This window comes from Bradyrhizobium sp. CSA112, assembly GCF_029051645.1.
Lineage (GTDB): Bacteria > Pseudomonadota > Alphaproteobacteria > Rhizobiales > Xanthobacteraceae > Bradyrhizobium.
In genome coordinates this window covers 18,715-38,343 of sequence record NZ_JAACFS010000024.1, presented here as the reverse complement: position 1 = coordinate 38,343, position 19,629 = coordinate 18,715, and the positions used below count along the sequence as shown (strand labels likewise).

At 63.2% G+C, this 19,629-nt stretch carries 23 protein-coding genes; 3 read left to right on the top strand and 20 right to left on the bottom strand.

What is annotated here, in order from left to right; all coding sequences use genetic code 11:
* Positions 1-31: 31 nt before the first annotated feature.
* Together atpD and GWE18_RS29115 are read left to right on the top strand one after the other, a co-directional pair.
* A complete protein-coding gene (gene atpD, locus GWE18_RS29120) occupies positions 32-1,474 on the top strand; it encodes a F0F1 ATP synthase subunit beta (RefSeq protein WP_275189158.1) in 1,443 nt (480 codons plus the stop codon).
* 109 nt (positions 1,475-1,583) lie between these two features.
* Entirely contained in the window at positions 1,584-1,991 is a 408-nt protein-coding gene (locus tag GWE18_RS29115) for a F0F1 ATP synthase subunit epsilon (RefSeq protein ID WP_275189157.1), read from the top strand.
* A gap of 111 nt (positions 1,992-2,102) precedes the next feature.
* Here the strand turns inward: GWE18_RS29115 and GWE18_RS29110 are convergent, their stop codons facing one another.
* The 18 genes from GWE18_RS29110 to GWE18_RS29025 form a co-directional block, all read right to left on the bottom strand.
* Positions 2,103-3,215, bottom strand: a complete 1,113-nt coding sequence (locus GWE18_RS29110; RefSeq protein ID WP_275189156.1) for a trypsin-like peptidase domain-containing protein — start codon at positions 3,213-3,215, stop codon at positions 2,103-2,105.
* Entirely contained in the window at positions 3,212-3,676 is a 465-nt protein-coding gene (locus tag GWE18_RS42360) for a hypothetical protein (RefSeq protein ID WP_342804306.1), read from the bottom strand. Before GWE18_RS42360 ends, GWE18_RS29110 begins: the two co-directional genes overlap by 4 nt.
* An 86-nt stretch (positions 3,677-3,762) precedes the next feature.
* Positions 3,763-4,263, bottom strand: a complete 501-nt coding sequence (locus GWE18_RS29100; protein ID WP_275189155.1) for an Hsp20/alpha crystallin family protein — start codon at positions 4,261-4,263, stop codon at positions 3,763-3,765.
* A gap of 92 nt (positions 4,264-4,355) precedes the next feature.
* Positions 4,356-4,808, bottom strand: coding sequence for an Hsp20 family protein (locus GWE18_RS29095; RefSeq protein WP_275189154.1), 453 nt, complete (start codon positions 4,806-4,808; stop codon positions 4,356-4,358).
* Positions 4,809-5,002: 194 nt separating this feature from the next.
* Positions 5,003-5,218 carry a hypothetical protein gene (locus GWE18_RS29090; protein WP_275189153.1) on the bottom strand — a complete coding sequence of 72 codons (216 nt, stop codon included), beginning with the start codon at positions 5,216-5,218 and terminating at the stop codon, positions 5,003-5,005.
* Positions 5,219-5,373: 155 nt separating this feature from the next.
* On the bottom strand, positions 5,374-5,604 hold the full coding sequence (locus GWE18_RS29085; RefSeq protein WP_275189152.1) for a hypothetical protein: 231 nt from the start codon (positions 5,602-5,604) through the stop codon (positions 5,374-5,376).
* A 154-nt stretch (positions 5,605-5,758) separates the two neighbouring features.
* Positions 5,759-6,256 (bottom strand): RNA pyrophosphohydrolase, encoded by a 498-nt coding sequence (locus GWE18_RS29080; protein ID WP_275189240.1) that lies wholly within the window; start codon positions 6,254-6,256, stop codon positions 5,759-5,761.
* Between the two features lie 138 nt (positions 6,257-6,394).
* Positions 6,395-6,901, bottom strand: a complete 507-nt coding sequence (locus GWE18_RS29075) for an RNA pyrophosphohydrolase (protein WP_275189150.1) — start codon at positions 6,899-6,901, stop codon at positions 6,395-6,397.
* A 96-nt stretch (positions 6,902-6,997) separates the two neighbouring features.
* Positions 6,998-8,191, bottom strand: coding sequence for a divergent polysaccharide deacetylase family protein (locus tag GWE18_RS29070; protein ID WP_275189149.1), 1,194 nt, complete (start codon positions 8,189-8,191; stop codon positions 6,998-7,000).
* 161 nt (positions 8,192-8,352) lie between these two features.
* Positions 8,353-9,711 carry a S41 family peptidase gene (locus tag GWE18_RS29065; RefSeq protein ID WP_275189148.1) on the bottom strand — a complete coding sequence of 453 codons (1,359 nt, stop codon included), beginning with the start codon at positions 9,709-9,711 and terminating at the stop codon, positions 8,353-8,355.
* On the bottom strand, positions 9,708-11,090 hold the full coding sequence (locus GWE18_RS29060) for a peptidoglycan DD-metalloendopeptidase family protein (RefSeq protein ID WP_275189147.1): 1,383 nt from the start codon (positions 11,088-11,090) through the stop codon (positions 9,708-9,710). Before GWE18_RS29060 ends, GWE18_RS29065 begins: the two co-directional genes overlap by 4 nt.
* Positions 11,091-11,130: 40 nt before the next feature.
* The gene (rlmH, locus tag GWE18_RS29055) at positions 11,131-11,613 is read right to left on the bottom strand and encodes a 23S rRNA (pseudouridine(1915)-N(3))-methyltransferase RlmH (protein ID WP_275189146.1); all 483 of its coding nucleotides are present in this window, start codon (positions 11,611-11,613) and stop codon (positions 11,131-11,133) included.
* A 96-nt stretch (positions 11,614-11,709) separates the two neighbouring features.
* Positions 11,710-12,063, bottom strand: coding sequence for a ribosome silencing factor (gene rsfS / locus GWE18_RS29050; protein WP_275189145.1), 354 nt, complete (start codon positions 12,061-12,063; stop codon positions 11,710-11,712).
* A 214-nt stretch (positions 12,064-12,277) separates the two neighbouring features.
* Positions 12,278-12,907 carry a nicotinate-nucleotide adenylyltransferase gene (locus GWE18_RS29045; protein WP_275189144.1) on the bottom strand — a complete coding sequence of 210 codons (630 nt, stop codon included), beginning with the start codon at positions 12,905-12,907 and terminating at the stop codon, positions 12,278-12,280.
* Positions 12,908-12,938: 31 nt separating this feature from the next.
* Entirely contained in the window at positions 12,939-14,231 is a 1,293-nt protein-coding gene (locus tag GWE18_RS29040; RefSeq protein WP_275189143.1) for a glutamate-5-semialdehyde dehydrogenase, read from the bottom strand.
* 117 nt (positions 14,232-14,348) lie between these two features.
* Positions 14,349-15,491, bottom strand: a complete 1,143-nt coding sequence (gene proB, locus GWE18_RS29035; protein ID WP_275189141.1) for a glutamate 5-kinase — start codon at positions 15,489-15,491, stop codon at positions 14,349-14,351.
* A gap of 89 nt (positions 15,492-15,580) precedes the next feature.
* On the bottom strand, positions 15,581-16,636 hold the full coding sequence (gene obgE / locus GWE18_RS29030; RefSeq protein WP_275189140.1) for a GTPase ObgE: 1,056 nt from the start codon (positions 16,634-16,636) through the stop codon (positions 15,581-15,583).
* 191 nt (positions 16,637-16,827) lie between these two features.
* Entirely contained in the window at positions 16,828-17,307 is a 480-nt protein-coding gene (locus GWE18_RS29025; RefSeq protein WP_275189139.1) for a MaoC family dehydratase, read from the bottom strand.
* 185 nt (positions 17,308-17,492) lie between these two features.
* Here GWE18_RS29025 and GWE18_RS29020 point away from each other — a divergent pair, with 185 nt between their 5' ends.
* Positions 17,493-18,407: a DMT family transporter gene (locus GWE18_RS29020; protein WP_275189138.1), complete on the top strand. Its 915-nt coding sequence runs from the start codon at positions 17,493-17,495 to the stop codon at positions 18,405-18,407.
* Positions 18,408-18,561: 154 nt separating this feature from the next.
* Here GWE18_RS29020 and GWE18_RS29015 read toward each other — a convergent pair whose 3' ends face one another.
* Together GWE18_RS29015 and rpmA are read right to left on the bottom strand one after the other, a co-directional pair.
* Positions 18,562-19,164, bottom strand: a complete 603-nt coding sequence (locus tag GWE18_RS29015) for a GNAT family N-acetyltransferase (protein WP_275189137.1) — start codon at positions 19,162-19,164, stop codon at positions 18,562-18,564.
* A 126-nt stretch (positions 19,165-19,290) separates the two neighbouring features.
* On the bottom strand, positions 19,291-19,560 hold the full coding sequence (rpmA, locus tag GWE18_RS29010; RefSeq protein WP_028348532.1) for a 50S ribosomal protein L27: 270 nt from the start codon (positions 19,558-19,560) through the stop codon (positions 19,291-19,293).
* Positions 19,561-19,629 lie beyond the last annotated feature (69 nt).

Genomic DNA, 19,629 nt, shown 5'->3' with positions numbered 1-19,629 from the left:
TCAAGTATAGAATTTCGAAGGAGAGCAATTCATGGCCACAGCAGCTAACCAGACCGGTCGTGTCACCCAAGTCATGGGCGCCGTCGTCGACGTGCAGTTCGAGGGATATCTGCCCGCCATTCTGAACGCGATCGAGACCAAGAACGGCGGCAACCGTCTGGTGCTCGAAGTGGCGCAGCATCTCGGCGAATCCACGGTGCGTACCATCGCGATGGACACCACCGAGGGTCTGGTCCGCGGCCAGGAAGTCACCGACACCGGCAACCCGATCATGGTGCCGGTCGGTGCCGGAACGCTCGGCCGCATCATCAACGTCATCGGCGAGCCGATCGATGAAGCCGGCCCTGTGGCTTCGGAAGGCGTGCGCGCGATCCATCAGGAAGCGCCGACCTATACCGATCAGTCTACAGAAGCTGAAATTCTCGTCACCGGCATCAAGGTCGTCGACCTGCTGGCGCCTTACGCCAAGGGCGGCAAGATTGGCCTGTTCGGCGGCGCCGGCGTCGGCAAGACCGTTCTGATTCAGGAGTTGATCAACAACGTCGCCAAGGCCCATGGTGGTTACTCGGTGTTCGCCGGCGTCGGCGAGCGTACCCGAGAAGGCAACGACCTCTATCACGAGTTCATCGAATCCAAGGTCAACGCCGATCCGAAGAATCCCGATCCGAGCGTGAAGTCCAAATGCGCTCTGGTGTTCGGCCAGATGAACGAACCCCCGGGCGCGCGCGCCCGCGTCGGCCTCACCGGTCTGACGGTTGCCGAGCACTTCCGCGACCAGGGCCAGGACGTGCTGTTCTTCGTCGACAACATCTTCCGCTTCACCCAGGCCGGCTCCGAAGTGTCGGCGCTTCTGGGCCGTATTCCTTCGGCGGTGGGTTATCAGCCGACGCTCGCCACCGACATGGGCGCGCTGCAGGAGCGCATCACCACGACGCACAAGGGTTCGATCACCTCGGTGCAGGCGATCTACGTGCCGGCCGACGACTTGACCGACCCGGCGCCCGCAACCTCGTTCGCCCATCTGGACGCGACCACGGTGTTGAACCGCGCGATCTCGGAAAAGGGCATTTACCCGGCGGTGGATCCGCTCGACTCGACCTCGCGCATGCTCTCCCCGCTCGTTGTCGGCGAGGATCACTACAACACCGCGCGCATGGTTCAGCAGGTGCTGCAGAAGTACAAGTCGCTGCAGGACATCATCGCCATTCTGGGCATGGACGAACTGTCCGAAGAGGACAAGATCGCGGTGGCGCGCGCGCGCAAGATCGAGCGCTTCCTGTCGCAGCCGTTCCACGTCGCCGAAGTCTTCACGGGCTCGCCCGGCAAGTTCGTCGACCTCGCCGACACCATCAAGGGCTTCCGCGCGATCTGCGAAGGCAAGTACGACCATCTGCCGGAAGCGGCCTTCTACATGGTTGGCACCATCGAAGAAGCCGTCGAGAAGGGCAAGAAGCTGGCTGCTGAAGCAGCCTAAGTTACTTCGTCATTGCCGGGCTTGACCCGGCAATCCAGCGCCAAGAAGATTTCTCTTGATGGAGTCGCGGGTCAGGCCCGCGGGTGACAGCGGAAAGAACGGAAAGACCATGGCCACGTTCCACTTCGATCTCGTTTCTCCCGAAAAGCTCGCCTTCTCCGGCGAAGTCGATCAGGTTGACGTCCCCGGCGTGGAAGGCGATTTCGGCGTTCTCTCCGGGCATGCACCGGTCGTGGCGGCGGTTCGCCCGGGCATCCTGACCATCACCAATGGCGGCGCGCACCAGAAGGTCATCGTGCTCGGTGGCCTTGCCGAAATGTCGGGCAACGGCCTCACCGTGCTCGCCGACGTCGCTACCTCGATCGCCGACGTCGACCGTGCACAGTTCGCCGAGACCATCGCCGAGATGGAAGCCAAGTTGGCCGAGAAAGAAGGCTCCGAGCTCGATCATGCCATCGAGCGGCTGGACCACTTCAAGAGCATCCAGCACGAACTCAACGCCACGGCTATGCACTAGGCCCCGGGGTACTGCTCCGGGGCATATTGAAGGCCCAGATCAAGCCAGCGCTCGCCACTCTGGGGCGGGCGCTGAGCTTTTGGTGGCAGCATTTCTCGCGCCGTCCGCAAGCTATCGTCGCTGGGCGGAGCTGTGATCGCTGTTTGCTTCCGAGGCCGGCCCCACGGCAACGGTGACGATTTGAGGCGCGCCCGAACGCTCGACGGTCAATCGAACCTGCTCACCGATCCGCGCCAGGCCGATCCGGTTTCGCAGTTGCGCGGCAGAATGGATCGGACGGTCATCGGCTTTCAGCACGATGTCGCCCTTGCGCAGCCCGGCCAGTTCCGCGGGGGAGCCGGGACTGACCTCGGCAATCCGCGCGCCCTCACTGCGGCCACCGTCAGCGGTGGGACTTAGTTCGCGCAAGGAGATGCCGATCCGGCCACGCTCGACGCGGCCTTTCTCAACGATCTGCTCCATCACGCGCCGTGCCATGTTGACGGGGATCGCAAAGCCGATGCCGACATTGCCGCCAGCGGGCGAAATGATCGCCGAATTGATGCCGATCAGTTCTCCTTTGAGGTTGACCAGCGCGCCGCCGGAATTGCCGGGATTGATCGCCGCGTCGGTCTGGATGAAATCCTCATAGCCCTGCTTGCCAAGCCCGGTGCGGCCAAGCGCGCTAACCAGGCCCGAGGTCACGGTCTGACCGAGACCGAAGGGGTTGCCGATGGCGAGAACGAAATCACCGACTTCGAGCGCTTCGCTGTCGCCGAACGTAATCGCCTTCAATCCAGCGGGAGACTGAATCCGCAATAACGCAATGTCTGTGGCGGGGTCGCGGCCGATAACTTTCGCCGAAAATTGCCGGCCGTCCTTGGTCTTGATCTGAACGGAGGCGATTTGATCGACAACGTGGTTGTTGGTCAGGACATAGCCCTTCTGCGCGTCGACGATGACGCCTGACCCGGTCGCGTTGATTTCCTTCTCGAGTTGTTTCGGGACGTCAAAAAACTCCCGGAAGAGCGGATCTCGATAGAGCGGGTTGTCCTGACGGATCTTGCCGTGGACGGCGATGTTGACCACGGCCGGGGTGACCTCACGAACCAGCGGCGCCAGCGTCGGCACGGTGTTGCCGGTTCGAAGGCTCGGAATCTGTCCCGAGGCCGGAGTTGCCAAAATGCCGGCGCCGAGCACGCTCGCCAGCGCGATCGCAACAAGTCGGTTCACGAGCTTTCTCATCGAGGGATCACAGCTCGGATCAGGATGTGCCTTGCAGTGAATCGTTCCGCTGCACGACCAGCCAGGAAGCCGCCAACCATGCGGCTTCCTGGTTGAGCCAAGCGATAGCTAGAATGACTGGAATGGAAGGTGCCAGCATGATGAAAGCCTCTCCTTGTCGGCTGCCGGGCGCGGTCGCTGCCATCGCCGGAGATTTCCTCGCGCGGTAGATCGTCATCGCCATCGAGCTGGCGCAGCGCAGCGAGAATGTCAGCGAGGCGGAGAGCATGGTTCATGCCCGGAATGTCACGCAGGCCCGGGCAGGGGTCGACTGCAAACATGTCCGACGCCCAAGACGACAGGATGACTCGCTTCTCGGGATCGGAAAGTTCTGGGTCGTTCAAGACGTCGTCGGGGGAATTGTAATGGGCGGCAGGATGAAATAGCGGGAGTTCAGCGGCATTCAAATCGGCCTCGCTCATCGATCGGTCTCCCTACTCTCCTTTCCAGTGAGACGTTCGGACGTTCATAGGTTGGCGGCGGCGTTTTGACGCCGCCGCCATTGCCGTCATTGGTTGCTGATGGGGATGCGCTTGACGGCAGAGCGGGCCTGTTCGGATTTCGGCAGCGTAATCGTCAGGACGCCGTCATGGAATTTGGCGTCGGCCTTGTCTTCCTCGACGCCGTCGAGCGGGATCCGCCGCTCGAACGAACCGTAATAGCGCTCGGTGAAGTATCGGCCACCATTATCGGTTCGCTCGGACTTCTTCTCGCCGCGCAGGGTCAGAACGCCGTTGGCGATCTCGACCTGAACGTCCTTTTCCGTCAGCCCGGGCAGCTCAGCCGACACGGTCAGCTCCTTGTCGTTTTCCTTGAGTTCGATGCTCGGCCATCCGAAGCGACCTTCCATCAGCGGACTGCCGAAGCGTGCGGGCGCCCCGAATCCGCGGAAGACATCGTCGAACAGCCGATTCATCTCCCGGTGCAGGGTGAAGAAGGGATCGAAGCTGTCACGCGGCGGCGCAAGCTCCTGATTTCTCGACCATGGGATCAAATCGCGAAAAGCCATAGTGTCCTCCTATAGAGATTTCTGCATGTCGACAGTTCATGGCCCGTGCGCAGTCGGTAATCCGCGCGCCAGGCCTTTCTTGCCGAAGTGGCTCAAGCCGCCTTCTGTTCGATCTGGCGGGAAGCATCGGCGGTCCCGATCGGGATACGCCGCGGCTTCATCGAGTCAGGCACTTCGCGAACCAGATCGACGATCAGCAGACCATCCTTGAACGAGGCCTGCCTGACCTGCACATAGTCGGCGAGGTTGAACACCCGCCGGAACGGCCGGGCCGCGATGCCGTGGTACAGGTACTCGTGTTGTTCGGCGTCGGGCTTCTTGCCCTCGATGATCAGCGTGTCGCGTTCTGCGGTGACGGCAATGTCGTCCATGCCGAAACCGGCAACCGCCAGCGAAATCCGGTAGGCGTCTTCGCCGCAACGTTCGACATTGTAGGGCGGATAATTGTCGTCGGCGGATTGTCGCAAGCTGCTGTCCAGCAACTCAGCCAGATGATCGAAACCGATCGTGGAGCGCCACAGGGGCGAGAAGTCAAAGGTCCTCATAGCCAAGTCCTCCTAAGAGCAAGATGGATACGAAGGAGCGTCGGACACCGTCCGGCGCCCACTCAAACTCACCGGACCCAGGCTGGCATCCGGCACCGCTGTCGGCGGCAGAAATCGAATTAGAGATCGATCGAAAAGTTTCAAGACCGTTGGGTCAAATTTTTGGGTCGCGCATCATGCCGGTGTTCGGATGCTTAGTCGGGCGTGACGCCGCCCGATCCCGGTCCCGCCGACGCCGAAGGCGCCGTTCGCACGACTGGGTGAGGCCGGTCGCGCGCAACCGTTTGCCCGATGCGGCTCCCGCGCAGAGCCTGCATTTCATTCGGCCTTTGGCCGATGGCGAGCAGCATGAACAAGGTTCGGTAACCCTGATAGCGGGCGGCCGGCCGGCTACGTTCTCGGCCGCTCATGATCGGTCTGCCGTTCTCGTCTGTTACCCGCCATTCCCAACTCCGGCGGCGCTTGGTTACGGTTACGTCCTTCATGTCAGACAAACATTGGGTCACGCCGGTTATTCCCGGCCTTGCCTGGATCGGTCGACGAGCGGCGCGCGGCAACGGACATCTCAGGCCGCCGACGAGATCGGCGGCTCCGGTCTGTGAGAATGCTGTTCCGGGGCCTGGGAAGTGAGCGGAAATGTAGAGGCAGCGAGTCTTTCCAGAGCCGACTGTTCTTCGGAGAGCCGATTTTCGATGTACTGCTGTTCAAGCTCTGTCAGCCTGGTTTTAAGAAGCCGGCGATAACGGTCGATATTGTCGCGATGCGTACGCAAACGGGCCAGTCTTTCGTCGATCATCTTCGTCATCCCTTGACGGTCGCTCTATCGTTCCTCTGAGTGGATTTGGCGGACAATCCGCTTTGCGCAAAAAATATTCAGCAACAAGCCACTGTCAAGCGTCTCGCGTCCGCCGTCTCGCAAACGCAGTCTAGATCTAGGGGTCTGATTGAATCTAGCGGGCGAATTCCGCGAACTGCCGTACCACCATCCGGTACACATCGCGCCGGAACGGCACCACGAGGTCCGCGACACGGTCGAGCCGTTCCCAGCGCCAGGAATCGAATTCGGCCGGCTGGCCGTTGCGCTCCGTCAGCGGGTCGATCTCGTCGTCGCGGCCGGTGAACCGCAATGCGAACCATTTCTGCCGCTGGCCGCGGAATTTCACCAGGCGATGGTCGACCGGCCCATCATACGGCGGAAATTCGTAATTCATCCAATCGGTCTCGCCGAGGTATTCGGCGCTGACCGCCCCGGTCTCTTCCCAGAGTTCGCGCATGACGGCATCGCGCGGGTTCTCGTCGGCGTCGATGCCGCCCTGCGGCATCTGCCATTCCAGACCCGGCAAAATGATTTCCGGCCCGTCGTCACGGAAGCGGCGGCCGATCAGCACCTGACCCAAGGTGTTGAACAGCGCGATTCCCACGTTGGGGCGATAGGATTTGTCGGACATCTCGGTCGCCGTCATTCCGGGGTGCGCGTCAGGGCGAACCATGGTGCGCAATTGCGTACCTGACAATCTCGGGATTCTCCGATGTGCGCTTGCACATCGTAGTTCATGCTTCGCATGCCCCGGAATGACTTGCCAATGCTAACCGCCCGCAAGGCTGGCGAATTCCTTGACTACGCGCTCATAGACCGGCCGCTTGAACGGAACGATCAGGTTCGGGAGATTCTTCATCGGCTCCCAGCGCCAGTTCACGAATTCGGCTTTGTGTCCGCCGCCGCCGGGGCTTGCGACATTGATCTCATTATCCTTGCCGGTGAAACGCACCGCGTACCATTTCTGCCGCTGCCCGCGATAACGGCCCTTCCAGGCGCGGCCGGCCACCGTGCGTGGAATGTCGTAGATCAGCCAATCCGGGACTTCGCCAAGCTTCTCCACCGAGCGAACGCTGGTTTCCTCGTAAAGCTCGCGCTTGGCGGCCTCCCAGGTATCCTCGCCGGGGTCGACCCCGCCCTGCGGCATCTGCCAGACATGGGATTCGTCGACATGTTCAATGCCGCCAGCGCGCCGGCCAATGAAAACCAGCCCGGCTGCATTGATCAGCATCATGCCGACGCAGGTCCTGTAGGGCAGGTCCTCGTAGCGCGCCATTTCCGTCAGGACTCCTATAGCTGCAGCAAGTTACCCACTAACCGGCCCGGGGCGCCGCAATCCGAGCGGGCCCGGATTGCTGCATCAGGTTGATCTCTAGCCTGATTTTGATTTCAGCATCGCCGTTGTCAATGGCACAAGCATGATGCCGCGGGCCTCAAGAGTCTTGATCCAGGCGGCAATCCGCTCGATCGAAACCGGCAGCGCCGAGGCGACGCCCACGGCCAGTCCACGCTCCTTGGCGAGCGTCTCCAGTTTCACCAGCGTCCGGTCGATCTCCGCCGAGGTCGGCACTGCATCGATGATGAAATCGGCCTTGGCGAAGGGCATCGATTGGGCCGCCGTCAGGGATAGCGCAGCGCTGCGCGGCGAGGAGCCGTCATCGAGATAGCCGAGGCCGCGCTTGGCCGCCTCGCGGATGATCGGCTGCATGACGGTGTCGGTCGCCGTGAAACGCGCACCCATGAAATTGGCGATCCCGGCATAACCCTGAAACCGGCTGAGGTGCCAGTACAGCCGGTCGATGTTCTGTTCGGGCGTCAGCGTCGTGAGCAGGGTCTGCGGGCCGGGATCGTTGTCGGGATAGTCGAACGGCTCCATCGGAACCTGCAGCAGGATCTCGTGGCGCTGCGCGCGGGCCCGCTCGGCAAGTTTGGTGGGGTCCGCCCCGTAAGGCGTGAACGCCAGGGTCACGGCCGGCGGCAGTTTCATGATGGCATCAGCCGTCTTCGCGGCCCCGACGCCGAGGCCACCGACGACGATGGCGACGACAGGCATTTTCGCGGCCTTGGTGCGGTCGGCGTCGGCCGCATAGACCGTGAAAGGCTTTAGACCGTCGGCAACCACCGGGATCATGCCGTAACGCGACTTTTCCAAAAGGCGCGGATCGATACCGGTCATCGCCGGCGCCGGCTCCGCGCCCGCCTTGTCGGCGACATCGCCGCCGATCACAACGTCCTGGCGCTTGCCGCTCGATCCGTCGATGATGGTGACGGTCTTGTTGTCGGCGGTTGGGGTGTGGGATGCAGATTTCGCAGCCTGTTCGGTGTGGCGGGAAGCCGCCGCGGGCTGCTTTTCGTCCGCTGCCGGCTTGCGCAGCGCGACGCGGACGACCGGCTCGCCGCCCAGCGGATTGTCGGTAAACAGGGCGATCGCCAGGAAGGCGACCAGGAACAGGCCAAACAGCACTGCCAGCGCCTGTATCGCAGTGAACGGCAGCCGAAACCGGCGCTTCTGGCGCTCCGTTTGCTGTCCAAGCGGCGTGCTCAGCTCGTCGGCCGTCTCTGTCATAGACCTCCCCGAATCAACCACGCCGACGATACCACGATGGCCGGGGTCGAGCGCCTGCACCGCATCCAAAAGCCGCCTTCCCGGCGCCGGGGAGACCTTGGAGCCGCAACGAAAAAGGACGGCCCGAGGGCCGCCCTTTCACGGAAATTTACGGGCTTGGATCAGTTCGCCGCCTTGGCCGGCTTGTCGATCGCGGCCTTGTCGCCGGGAGCCGGCGCGGCGGTCGCGGTCGACTTGATGCCGTGCAAGAGGTCGGCCGCGGTCTTCAGCGCCTTGTCGTCCTTGGCGTCCGGCGGCACGTAGGATTGCGAGCCGGTCTTCTCGTCGCCGTCGTTTGTCTTCAGGTGGCCGCGCAGCGAGGCTTCGCCCTTGGTGTCGGTGCGGGACTTCAATTCGTCCGGCACATCCTGCAGCACCTCGATGTCGGGCACGATGCCCTTGGCCTGGATCGATTTGCCCGACGGGGTGTAGTAGCGCGCGGTGGTGAGCCGCAGCGCGCCGTTGCCGCTGCCGAGCGGAATGATGGTTTGCACCGAGCCCTTGCCGAACGAGCGGGTGCCGACCAGCGTGGCGCGCTTGTGATCTTGCAGTGCGCCGGCGACGATCTCGGACGCCGAAGCCGAGCCACCGTTGATCAGCACGATGACAGGCTTGCCCTTGGTGATGTCGCCCGTATGGGCGGCGCGGCGCTGGGTTTCCTCGGCGTTGCGGCCGCGGGTCGAGACGATCTCACCGCGCTCCAGGAAGGAGTCGGAGACTGTGACCGCTTCCTCCAGCAAGCCGCCGGGATTATTGCGCATGTCGATGATGTAGCCCTTCAGCTTGTCGCCGATCTGGCTGGAGAGGTTGTTGATCTCGCGCTTGAGGCCCTCGGTGGTCTGCTCGTTGAAGGTGGTGATGCGGATATAGGCGATGTCGTCCTGTTCGACGCGCGCGCGCACCGAGCGGACGCGGATGTTGTCGCGGACCAGCGTGACTTCAATCGGATTGTCCTGGCCCTTGCGAATGATCTTGAGGCGGATCTTGGTGTTGACCGGCCCGCGCATCTTCTCGACCGCCTGGTTGAGGGTGAGACCCTGCACCGCTTCGTCGTCGAGATTGGTGATGATGTCGTTGGCCATGATGCCGGCCTTCGATGCCGGCGTGTCGTCGATCGGCGAGACGACCTTGATCAGGCCGTCTTCCATCGTGACTTCGATGCCGAGCCCGCCGAACTCGCCGCGGGTCTGCACCTGCATGTCGCGAAAACTCTTCGCGTCCATGTAGCTGGAATGCGGATCGAGGCCGGTCAGCATGCCGGAGATCGCGGATTCGACCAGCTTGGAGTCGTCGGGCTTCTCGACATAGTCGCTGCGCACGCGCTCGAACACGTCGCCGAACAGATTGAGCTGGCGGTAGGTGTCGGAAGCCGCGGCACGCGCACTCGACCCCATCAGTACCGAATGGGGCTGCGTAACGAAGAGCGTCAAAGCCGCACCGGTGGCGGCGCTGAGAAGAATTACAGAAGTCTTGCGCATCATCCGCGAACCTTTTCGCCTTCACTTGCGGCCCACCATGGGCCTGAGTCGATTGGAGTGCCGTCCTTACGGAACTCGACATAGAGCACCGGCTGGCTCGCGGTCGTTGCGAGAATGGATGCAACCTGGGACGTTGTCCCCATGGTCGCGACCGGCTCCCCCGTAAGTACAAACTGGCCGATGTTTACCGAAATGCGCTCCATCCCGGCGATCAGGACATGATACCCGCCCCCGGCATTGAGGATCAAGAGTTGTCCGTAGCTGCGGAAGGGTCCGGCGTAAACAACCCAGCCGTCACACGGTGTTGTGACCTGGGCTCCGGCCCGGGTCGCCAAAGAAATGCCTTTTTCCACGCCGCCCGAACCGTCGGAACCGCCAAAATCGCGAATCTTGCGGCCATTGACCGGAAAGGCGAACAGCCCCTTGGCGGAGGCGAATGCGATCGCCGGGCTCAATCGGGCGGGATCTTTCAGTGCCCCGAAATTGGGCTTGCCGCCCGGAGCAGCCGGGGCGCCCTGCAGGCTGGCGGTGGCGGCCGCCTTGGCGGCGCTCTTCAGGTCCTGCTCCATTTTCGCGATCAGGCCCTGCAGGCCGTCGACCTGCCTCGACAGATTGATGGCGCGCGCGCCTTCGGCCTCCATGTCCTTTTCAATCGCGCTCTGCTTGCGCTGCCGCTCTTCCACCAGCGCGGCCAGCCTGACCTGATCGTCCTTTAGCCGGTCGCGGTCCCGCGCCAGCACGTCGCGCTCGGCGGCGATGGTCTTGCGCACGTTCACCAGTTCGCCGAGATCGGCGGCAAGTTTCTCCGCGCGTCCACGCAGTTCTGGAACGACCGATCCGAGCAGCATGGCAGTGCGCAGCGATTGCAGCGCGTCCTCGGGCCGGACCAGCAGCGCCGGCGGCGTGCGCCGCCCGGCGCGCTGCAGGGCCGCCAGCACCTCGATGATTTCGGAGCGGCGTGAATCAAGCGTAGCGCGGATCTGCTGCTCGCGGCTGTCGAGCGGGCGCAGGCGCCCTTCGGTCTCGCCGATGCGGGTCTCGACGCCGCGCACCTGCGTGGCGATGTCGATCAGTTGCTGGTTGAGCTTGGAGCGGTCCTGTCCGATCGCCGCGATGTCGGCCTTCAGTTTTTGCTGCAGTTCGGCCGCCTTCCGCTGCTGCTCGCGCGTGGCCTCGAGTTCCTGCTCGCGCTGCTTGATGGCGTCGGGGGAAACGGCGGTCGCTTGCTGTGCGGGCGCCGCGGTTTGCGCTACCGCCGGCGACAGCGATGCCGCGGCCAAGCTTGCGGAAAGCAATATCAGGGCAAGCGAAACGGCCGGCGTCGGCCGCGCGCCGCGATCGGCGGTGCCTGGGTACGAATGAATGTCCCGCGTCGAGTGCATCCGGCCTATTCAGCGTTTTTGTGTATTCACGTCACCGTGCCTACGCACGATGGTAGGGGTGGCCGGCCAGAATGGTCGCGGCCCGGTAAATCTGTTCAAGAAGCATGATACGCACCATTTGATGCGGCCAGGTCGCCGAGCCGAATGCAATGCGCATTTTAGCCTTGCGCTGCAAATCGGGCGAAAGTCCGTCCGCGCCGCCGATCGCGAAAATAGTATTGGCCATCCCCTCATCCCGCCACTGGCCGAGATGCCGGGCGAAGGTCGGGCTGTCAATGCTCTTGCCGTGCTCGTCAAGCGCCACCAGCACGGATTTCTCCGGTACCACCGCAGCAATCGCCGCGGCTTCCTCCGCGAGCCGGGTCGCCATGTCGCGTGCGCGGCTTTCCGGAATTTCATGAATCGTCAGGCCGCGAAAGCCGAGCTTGCGGCCGATGTCCTCGAAGCGCTCGCGATAGCGTTCGGCCAGTTCCTGCTCCGGGCCCTGCTTCAGCCGGCCGATTGAGACCACGACAAGGCGCATGAATGCTGTTTCTGGCGTGCACTTTCCGGCACGCGCGCTTTTGAGCGCGCGTTGGCAGATTACATGCGCCTCAGCCGATTCGCATCGGCCGAGGGTTCAGATCGCTGCCGCCGCCGGGTTTTGCGCCCACAACCTTTCGAGATTGTAGAATTCGCGCACCTCGGGTCTGAACACGTGCACGACCACATCGCCGGAATCGATCAGCACCCAGTCGCAATTGGGCAAGCCCTCGACATGGATGTTCCTGATGCCGTTTTCCTTCAGGGCTTTCGTGACGTTTTCCGCGATCGCGCCGACGTGCCGGTTGGCCCGGCCTGACGTGACGATCATGTAGTCGGAAAATGCAGATTTGCCGCGAAGGTCGATGGTGATCGTCTCTTCCGCCTTCATATCGTCGAGGCGGGAGAGGATCATATTCAGCGTCTTGTCGGCGTCGGGTTGCGCCTTCAAGGCTGCAGCTTGTGTCGATGTTTTACGCGCGTTCTTGGCAGACTTGCTGGGAACCTTGGGTAAAACAGACTTGGACAATACAGATGTGGCCAGGGACCATTCCTTTCACTGTATCGCGAACGCCGAATCCCCGGCGTCGCGGACCATATTAGGCATGTGGGGTTAATGGTTTCAATATTCCAGTGAACCCCACGTGCTTGTTCGAGCCAAATTGTCACTGCTTTGCCTTCCAGCTCCCGTCGGAGTTCCGAAGGCCCGTCGACGACAGGTTCAGCTTCATGCCGGTGAGGAAAACCCAGGCGGGTGCCTGCTGATCGGCTAGCCGGGCCGCCTGATTCTCGGGCACGCGGTAGCGCGCCAGCGCCTGGGCGGCCGGGGCGGCCAGCGCCCGGAAACTCTGCGGCGGACGGTCGATCACGGCGATCGGCACCTCGGAAGCGATGCGCCGCCAGTCCTTCCAGCGATGGAACTGCGCGAGATTGTCGGCGCCCATGATCCAGACGAGGCGCACGCCGGAAACGCGGCGGCGCAAATGAATGATCGTATCGACGGTATAGCGGACACCGATGACAGCTTCGAGACAACTGATATCGATGCGCGGATCGTCGGCGACCTCAAGCGCGGCGTGCGCGCGCTCGGAAAGGCCATGCAGCCGGCCGGCATCCTTCAGCGGATTGCCCGGCGTCAGCAGCCACCAGACGCGATCGAGCTTCAGCCGCTTCAGCGCAAACAGGCTGATGGCGCGATGCGCCGCATGCGGCGGATTGAACGAGCCGCCGAGCAGGCCTATGCGCATGCCGTTGGTATGGAAGGGGATGGCTTGCGCCGCGGATTGCAATTGCATCAATCGGGTCACCGCGTGCGCGGGGCTGTGTTCACGGCCGCGTCTGCCCGCTGCCGCGAACGCGATATTTGAAGCTCGTCAGTTGCTCGGCGCCGACCGGGCCGCGGGCGTGGAATTTGCCGGTGGCAATCCCGATTTCCGCGCCGAAGCCGAACTCGCCGCCGTCGGCGAACTGCGTCGATGCATTGTGCAGCACGATCGCCGAATCCACCTCGCTGAGGAATTTCTCGGCTGCCCTCGCGTCCTCCGCCACGATCGCATCGGTGTGGCGCGAGCCGTGTTTCTGGATATGCGCGATCGCAGCGTCGACGCCGTCGACAACGCGCGCGGCGATGATGGCGTCGAGATACTCGGTGTCCCAATCCTCGTCGGTCGCTGGCTTTACCCGCGTGTCGATCTTCTGCACGGCATCATCGCCGCGGACCTCGCAGCCGGAGTCGAGCAGCAGCTCGACCAGCGGCTTCAAATTCGTCGCCGCGCCTTTGCGATCGACCAGCAGGGTCTCCGCGGCGCCGCAGACGCCGGTGCGGCGCATCTTGGCGTTCAGCACGATCGATTTGGCCATGTCGAGCTTGGCGCTGGCGTCGACATAGACGTGGTTGACGCCTTCGAGATGCGCAAACACCGGCACGCGCGCTTCCGCCTCGACGCGCGCCACCAGGCTCTTGCCGCCGCGCGGCACGATCACGTCGATGCCGCCGTTAAGGCCTGCGAGCATCAGGCCGACGGCCGAGCGGTCGCGCGTCGGCACCAGCGTGATCGCGGCTTCGGGCAGGCCCGCATCGCGCAGACCCTGCACCAGCGCTTCATGGATGGCGCGGCAGGAACGAAAACTATCGGAACCGCCGCGCAGAATCACGGCATTGCCCGACTTCAGGCAAAGCACGCCGGCGTCGGCGGCGACGTTGGGACGGCTTTCAAAGATCACGCCGATGACGCCGAGCGGCACGCGCACGCGCTCGATCGTCATGCCGTTCGGCCGCTGCCAGCTTTCGGTGACCGATCCGACGGGATCGGGGATGCCGCGCACGGTCGCAACGCCATCGGCCATCGCGTCGATGCGCGCCTGTGTCAGCGTCAGGCGGTCGATGAAGGCCGAGGTCGCGCCGCCGGCGCGTACTTCCGCGACGTCCTCGGCATTGGCCGCGAGGATCTTTGCCGCGTTGGCACGGATCGCCCGCTCGATCGCGTCCAGCGCCCGGTCCTTCTGCTCCGGCGGCGCCAGCGCCAGCATCCGTGCGGCATCGCGCGCATGGGAGGCGAGGTCGGTCATCATAGCGGGCAGATCGGCGTTACCGTCGATAGCCTTCAGGGGGGCGGTCATCGGAGGTCTCGGGTCTTGAGTTAAGGCCATGGCCTAGCACGAAAATCCCGCCTTTGCGAGGTCCGGAACCGGCATGGCTGGCTGGCGATGCCGGAAACAGGCCACTCGGCCATTGGCCTACTTCACCGGAATGGCTCCGCTCGGGCCCACCACCAGATCATCGCGGTGGATCATTTCCGCCCGGCCTGAGATGCCGAGGATCGCCATCACGTCCGGCGACGAGCGGCCCTTGATCTTTTCGGCGTCCTCGGCGTCGTAGGCGACGAGGCCGCGGCCGATCTCGTGGGTGTCGGGACCGCGCACCACCACCGCATCGCCGCGGGCGAACTGGCCGTCGATCCGGATCACTCCGGCCGGCAGCAGGCTCTTGCCCGCGCGGAGCGCCGCGACCGCGCCGGCATCGATGGTCAGTGTGCCCTTCGGCTCCAGCGAACCTGCGATCCAGCGCTTTCGCGCGGTGACGGGATTGGCCGGCGTGAGGAACCAGGTGCAGCGTCCGCCATCGGCGATCGCCTGCAGCGGATGCTCGATCTTGCCCGACGCGATCAGCATGTGCGTGCCTGACGTCGTCGCGATCTTCGCGGCCTCGATCTTGGTGAACATGCCGCCGCGCGACAATTCGGATTCAGCCTCGCCCGCCATGCCTTCGATCTCCGACGTTACGGACTCGACGATCGGAATCAGCTTTGCATTGGGATTGGCGCCGGGTGGAGCATCATAGAGCCCATCGATATCGGACAACAGGATCAGAAGATCGGCGCTCGCCATGGTGGCGACGCGCGCGGCAAGGCGATCATTGTCGCCATAGCGGATTTCGTTGGTGGCGACCGTGTCGTTTTCGTTGATCACGGGCACCGCGCGCCATTCCAGCAATTTGGCGATGGTCGAGCGGGCGTTGAGATAGCGGCGGCGCTCCTCGGTATCCTGCAGCGTCACCAGGATCTGTCCGGCGCCGATGCCATAAGCCCCAAGCACTTCCGACCAGATCCGCGCCAGCGCGATTTGCCCCACGGCGGCGGCACCCTGGCTTTCCTCGAGCTTCAGCGGGCCGCGTGGCAATTTCAGCCGGCTGCGCCCAAGCGCGATCGAGCCCGATGAGACCACCAGGACGTCGCGGCCCTCGCCGTGCAGCTTCGCGATATCGGCCGCCAGCGCCGCCAGCCAGGCGGAGCGCACCTCGCCCGCATTGGAGTCGATCAGGAGCGAAGAGCCGACCTTGACGACGATGCGGCGGAAGTTTTTGAGCGCGGGGCGTTTCATGATGCGGTCGAGCGATGCGGGTGGTCGGAAGCAATACGCGCCAGTTCCGTGATTTGGAAGTGCGCGGCCGCGGGAAGGCTAAGTTTGCATCAGCCCTGCGGCGGCGGCGTCGCTGGCGTCCACGGGTCCTGGCTGCCCTTGGCCTTGAGCGAAACCGGGGCCTCGCCGATCACCTCGACCAGCGCCTTGAGCGCTTCGGGCACGCCTTCGCCGGTGGCGGCGGAGAGCAAAAGCGGCGTCTTCTTCGCCGCGCGTTTCAGCCGGTCCTTCTGCTTCTTCAACTCATCCGGCGCGACCGCGTCGATCTTGTTCAGCGCGACGATCTCGATCTTCTCGGCGAGATGTCCCTCATAAGCTTCGAGTTCGGTCCGTACCGTCTTGTAGGCCTTGCCGGCATGTTCGCAGGTGGCATCGATCAGGTGCAGCAGCACGCGGCAGCGCTCGACATGGCCGAGAAAGCGGTCGCCGAGGCCGGCGCCTTCATGGGCGCCCTCGATCAGCCCGGGAATGTCGGCAAGCACGAATTCGCGGCCCTGCGCGTTCACGACACCGAGCTGCGGATGCAGCGTGGTGAAGGGATAGTCGGCGATTTTCGGCTTGGCCGCGCTGACGACCGAGAGGAAGGTCGACTTGCCGGCATTGGGCAGGCCGACGAGGCCGGCGTCCGCGATCAGTTTCAGCCGCAGCCAGATCCAGCGTTCCTCGCCTTCCTGGCCGGGGTTGGCGTTGCGCGGCGCGCGGTTGGTCGAGGATTTGAAATGCGCGTTGCCGAAGCCGCCATTGCCGCCTTCGGCGAGCACGAATTTCTCACCGAGCTCGGTGAAGTCGTGGATCAGCGTTTCGCGATCCTCGTCGAAAATCTGCGTGCCGACCGGCACTTTGAGAACGGTCGGTTTGCCGTTGGCGCCATGGCGGTCCTTGCCCATGCCATTGGTGCCCTTCTGCGCCTTGAAGTGCTGCTGGTAGCGATAGTCGATCAGCGTGTTCAACCCGTCGACCACCTCGACGATGACGTCGCCGCCACGGCCGCCATTGCCGCCGGAGGGGCCACCGAACTCGATGAACTTCTCGCGGCGGAACGCCACGCAGCCGTTCCCGCCGTCGCCGGAGCGGATATAGACCTTTGCCTCGTCAAGGAATTTCATGATTTGTACTATAGCGTTTTCGAGCGAAGTGGACACCGGTTCGCGTCAAGAAAACGCGTCAAAACAAAGACTTTACAGACTGGTTCTGATTCAATCAGAGCCAGTCTGTAGTTAGGGCAGGGTGGGCCGTGCGGCAACCCTCAAGGCCCGCGACATCAGCGAAAAGCCTTAATTTTCGGGGTTTTTCGGGCTCAGGCCGGCCGCCGGCGAATCAAAAATTTCTGCGTTCCCTCCAGCACGAGCTCCTTGCGCTGGTTGAACACGGTCGAGCGCAGCGTCACGACGCCGGTGCTGCGGCCGGGCGTGAGCTCGGTCACTTCCAGCGCGGGATAGAGCGTGTCGCCGGCATAGACAGGCTTCAGGAACCGGCTCGATTGTTCGAGGAATCCGACCAGCGATTCCTCGACGACGTAGGGAAACAGGCCGGCACCCGGCGCGGTGTGAACGAGCGTCTGGAAACCATGCGCGAGCAGGTCCGGCATGCCGCGGCTGCGGCAATATTCGATGTCGTAATGGATCGGATGGGTGTCGCCACTCGCCGTCTGGAATGCGGCGAATACCGCCGAGGTCTGGGTCCGGCTCGGGATCACGAAGCGTTCGCCGAGGACGAAATCCTCGAACCAGCGTTGTTGCGGCACCATGCGGTGCGCGGCGGGATCGAAGTCGGCCATGATTTCCCTGCGATGTCTTGCCGTTAGTCCACGGCGTACCGGTATCTCACCGACATGGCTGCGACAATTGCTTCAATTTGTCGTGCCCAGGCGATAGCGCGAAGCGCATCTTCGCGCTAGATGTCCCGGGCAACCACGTCTTTAAAACAGCCGCGCAAGAACAACAGGCGGTCGCCAATCTCCCAATGAGCCTCTTCGCCAAGATCTCCACCTATGACGAGCGTTCCGCGCGCCTGGCCGGTATCGGCTTGATGCTGCTGTCGATCTTCATGTTTTCGTTCGGCGATGCGCTCGGAAAATTCATGGTCGCGACCTATTCGGTCGGGCAGTTGTTATGGCTGCGCGCCTGCGCCGCGTTACTCGTGCTGCTGCCGATAATCTGGAAGCAGCGCGCCGAATTCACCCACTTCGAACGACCGTGGCTGCAATTGCTCCGCGTGACGCTCTCGACGCTGGAAGTCGCCGCCTTCTTCCTTGCCACCGTCTATCTGCCGCTCGCCGACGTGATCACCTATTATCTGGCCTCGCCGATTTTCGTTACCGCGCTGTCGGGAATCGTGCTCGGCGAACATGTCGGCTGGCGGCGCTGGACCGCGATCCTGATCGGATTCTGCGGCGTGCTGATTGCGCTGCGTCCGTCGTCGCAAACCGTAAGCTGGCCTGCGATGATTGCGCTCGGCGGCAGCCTGTCGTTTGCGCTCCTGATGCTGATCACGCGCTCGTTGCGGGCGACGCCGGATATCGTGCTGACCACGACGCAATTCGGCGGCACCTTCCTGCTCGGCGCGTTGATGTCGCCGATTGGCTGGGTGACGCCTTCACCCGGCAGTCTGGGTCTGTTCGCCGCCGCCGGCATCGTTTCTGTCGCCGCGCTGGTATGCATCAACCGCTCGCTGAAACTGGCGCCAGCCAGCGTCGTGGTGCCGTATCAATATTCGATGATCGTGTGGGCGGTGATCTTCGGCTTCGTCGTGTGGGGTGACGTGCCGTCGATCTCGACCATCATCGGTGCAGCCATCATCATCGGCGCGGGCATCTATATCTTCCTGCGAGAACAGAAGCTCGGGCGCGAAGAAGCGGTGGTCAATCCGCCGGCGTGAAGTCACACACAGCCGTCGTCCCGGCCTCGAGCCGGGACCCATAACCACAAACGCTGTGTGGCGGAAAGCTGGAGCTACAAACCAGCGCAATAACAAACGCCTGTGGCTATGGGTCCCCGCGTTCGCAGGGACGGCGGTGTTGTTGTCGAGCTCACTACCGCTCCCTTCGCGTCGAACTCCCCCAGTTCTTCAGCGACGCCCAGACACTGCGCGTCAGGCGGAAGCGGTCGACCGGGGTCGAGGATCCCAGCGCCTCGAAGCGGTGCAGCTCGACGCCGCTCCACTGGAAGCCGCATTTCTCCAGGATGTTGCGCGAGGCCGGGTTGGCGACGCGGGCGCCCGAAATCAGGTGCTCGGCATCGAATTCCTCGAAGAAAAAATCGATCACGGCGCGCGCGGCCTCGGTGCCAAAGCCCTGGCCCCAATGCGCGACGCCGAGCCAGTAGCCGAGTTCCGGAGCGTCCGGCTCGCTGCGGTCGATCCCGACCATGCCGATGGGCGAAAAGTTCTGTTCGATCAGAAACACGGTCTCGCTGTTATCGGTGGATGTCGCGCGCACGAATTCGACGGCGTGATCCTGCATATAGGGATGCGGCAGGCGGCGGGTGTTTTCTGCAATGCGCCGATCATTGGCGAGATGCGTAATCGCTCTTACGTCCGCGAGCGTCGGCCGGCGCAACGTCAGCCGTTCGGTCTCGAGGACGCAGCTACTCGCCTCACGCAAGGTCGAGGTCGGGATCGGGATGTCCTGCAACATGTCGGGCTCCTGATTGCGAATATGCGCAAAATAAAAAAGGGGAGGCCGGTTTCCCGCCTCCCCTTGGAGCCCTTTTCGACTCTGCCGGTTCAACAGGACCCGGCGGACTCGAATTATGTCCACCGTCTATTCGGCCGCCTCCGTCATCGGAACTACCGATACGAAAGTGCGACCATTGGCTTTTGCACGAAACTCGACATGACCTTCGACCTTGGCAAAGAGAGTATGGTCGGTGCCCATGCCGACATTAAGGCCGGGATGCCAGGTGGTGCCGCGCTGACGCGCGATAATGTTGCCGGGAATCACGTGTTCGCCGCCGTACGCCTTGATGCCAAGGCGCTTGCCCGCTGAATCGCGACCGTTTCGCGATGAACCGCCTGCTTTTTTGTGAGCCATGGCCCGTCTCCGACTTCGATAAGTTTTAGATCAATTCCTTGACGGAATCATTTCACTTTCTGTCGCGCT